Origin of the sequence: Rhodovulum sp. (assembly GCF_011048875.1) — a bacterium.
Taxonomy (GTDB): Bacteria; Pseudomonadota; Alphaproteobacteria; order Rhodobacterales; family Rhodobacteraceae; genus Rhodovulum; species Rhodovulum tesquicola.
The window spans coordinates 1-2,328 of sequence record NZ_DSDD01000314.1; the positions used below are offsets into that span (position 1 = coordinate 1).

Consider the following 2,328-nt stretch of genomic DNA (forward strand, 5'->3'; position numbering starts at 1 on the left):
CAGGACGCTCTCCACCAGGTCGGCGGATTCGTTGCGTGACAGGCCCACCTCGCGGAACACCGCTTCGGTCAAATCCATTCGTGTCAGCGTTTTGCCGGACATGGCGTCCCCTCTGATCAAAAACCCGAAAGTCCCCGACTGCCTAAAAGCTTAGGGAGAAACGGATTTCCGAGTCAATGACAACGACTTGCAGGATGGCATTTGCGCGCAACCTTACCAGCGCAGAACCACCGCACCCCAGGCCAGCCCGCCGCCGATCGCCTCGGTCACGACCAGGTCGCCGGGCCGGATCCGCCCCTCTGCCTTGCCCACCGACAGCGCAAGCGGAATCGACGCGGCCGAGGTGTTGCCATGGTCCTGCACGGTGACGATCACCCGCTCCATCGGCAATTGCATGCGCTGCGCGGTGGCCTTGATGATCCGCAGATTCGCCTGATGCGGCACCAGCCAGTCGACATCCGCCCCGCTCAGCCCCGCCTTGTCCAGCGCCGCATGGGCGGTGTCGGCCAGCTTCTCGACGGCATGGCGGAACACTTCCTTGCCCTGCATCCTGAGATGCCCGGTCATGCCCGTCAAGGTGCCGCCATCGACGTAAAGGATGTCCTTGTGCCGCCCGTCCGAATGCAGGTCGATCGCCAGCACGCCGCGATCATCCGACCCGCCCGCGCCCGCGCCCGCCTCCAGCAGCAGTGCGCCCGCGCCATCGCCGAACAGCACGCAGGTGCCGCGGTCGGTCCAGTCCATGATCCGGCTGAAGCTTTCGGCCCCGATCACCAGCACGCGCCGCGCCATCCCGGTCGCGATCATCGCGTTCGCATTGGCCAGCGCGAAGACGAAGCCGGCACAAACCGCCTGCACGTCGAAGGCAAAGCCGCGCGTCATGCCCAGCCCCGCCTGAACCATGGTCGCGGCCGCGGGAAAGGTCAGATCGGCGGTCGAGGTCGCCAGGACGATCGCATCCACCTCGTCGGGTGCCAGTCCCGCATCGTCCAGCGCCGCCCGTGCCGCGCTGATCGCCATGTCGGCCGTGGTCTCGCCCTCGCCCGCCAGATGGCGCCGCTCGATCCCCGAGCGCGAGCGGATCCACTCGTCGGACGTCTCGAGCGTCGCCTCGAACTCGGCATTCTCGACCACGCGCGCGGGCAGATAATGGCCCACGCCCCTGACAATGGCCCGTGTCACCATGTCTACCGCTCGCCTCCGGCCACGTCCTTGACCATTTCGGGGACCGGCCCGGAGGCCGTGGCAACGCGCGCCGCCAGCCGCTCGGTAAAGCCCGATTGCGCCAGCTCCCAGGCCAGCCTGACCGCCGCGGCGACGCCGGTGGCATCCGACGCGCCATGCGACTTGACCACCGTGCCGTTCAGCCCGAGGAACACCCCGCCATTCACCCGGCGCGGGTCGATCCGCTTCTTGAGGCGCCGCAACGAGGTCAGCGCCAGCAATGCCGCCATCCGCGACAGTGGCGTCGCGCTGAACGCCTCGTGCAGGAAATCGCCGACCAGCCGGGCGGTGCCTTCGCCGGTCTTCAGAGCCACATTTCCGGTAAAGCCGTCGGTCACGATCACGTCGACCTTGTCCGAGGGAATGTCGCCGCCTTCGACGAAGCCGACGAAATCGAACTGCCCGGCCGCGCAACTCGCCTCGATCAGGTCATGGGCGGCCTTCAGCTCGGCCCGTCCCTTGTTCTCTTCGGTGCCGACATTCAGGATGCCGACCCGCGGCAGGTCCAGCCCCAGCCCGTTGCGCGCATAGGACGAGCCCATCAGCGCATATTGCAGAAGGTCATGCTCGTCCGCGCGTACATCGGCGCCGGCATCCAGCATCACGTTGAACCCGTGCGGATTGCGCGAGGGCCACAGGCAGGCGATGGCGGGCCGGTTGACGCCCGGCAGCTTGCGCAGCCGCACGATCGACAACAGCATCAGCGCCCCGGTATTGCCGCAGGACACGCAGACCGGCGCCTCGCCATTGCGCACGCTGTCGATCGCTGACCACATCGAGGTCGCCTGGCCATGGCGCATCACCTGGCTGGGTCTCGCCTCCATCGTGACGATGTCGGCGGCATCGCGGATCTCCACCCGCCCGGCCAGCACCTTGCGGCGCGAGACCAGTTGCTCCAGCTCGTTCCGCCGTCCATGCAGGAGGAACCGGATCTCGGAATTCCTGGTGGCGGCCTTGACCAGTCCCGCGACCACGGCCGCGGGACCACGATCCCCGCCCATGGCGTCGACCGATATGACGTTGCGCGGCGCCTCGGCCAGCGGCTCCTGACAGTGCTGCGTGCTCATGTTCGACGCGGGGGACGTGCGGCCCTGGGCCTCAGGC

2 protein-coding genes and 1 pseudogene are annotated in these 2,328 nt (G+C 67.8%); all 3 read right to left on the minus strand.

Annotated elements, in window-relative coordinates; genetic code table 11:
• A pseudogene (locus ENN83_RS11095) lies at positions 1-102 on the minus strand (integration host factor subunit alpha); the annotation flags it as partial.
• A 111-nt stretch (positions 103-213) separates the two neighbouring features.
• A complete protein-coding gene (locus ENN83_RS11100; RefSeq protein WP_287186993.1) occupies positions 214-1,185 on the minus strand; it encodes a beta-ketoacyl-ACP synthase III in 972 nt (323 codons plus the stop codon).
• Positions 1,186-1,187: 2 nt separating this feature from the next.
• The gene (plsX, locus tag ENN83_RS11105; RefSeq protein WP_287186996.1) at positions 1,188-2,291 is read right to left on the minus strand and encodes a phosphate acyltransferase PlsX; all 1,104 of its coding nucleotides are present in this window, start codon (positions 2,289-2,291) and stop codon (positions 1,188-1,190) included.
• Positions 2,292-2,328: the final 37 nt, after the last annotated feature.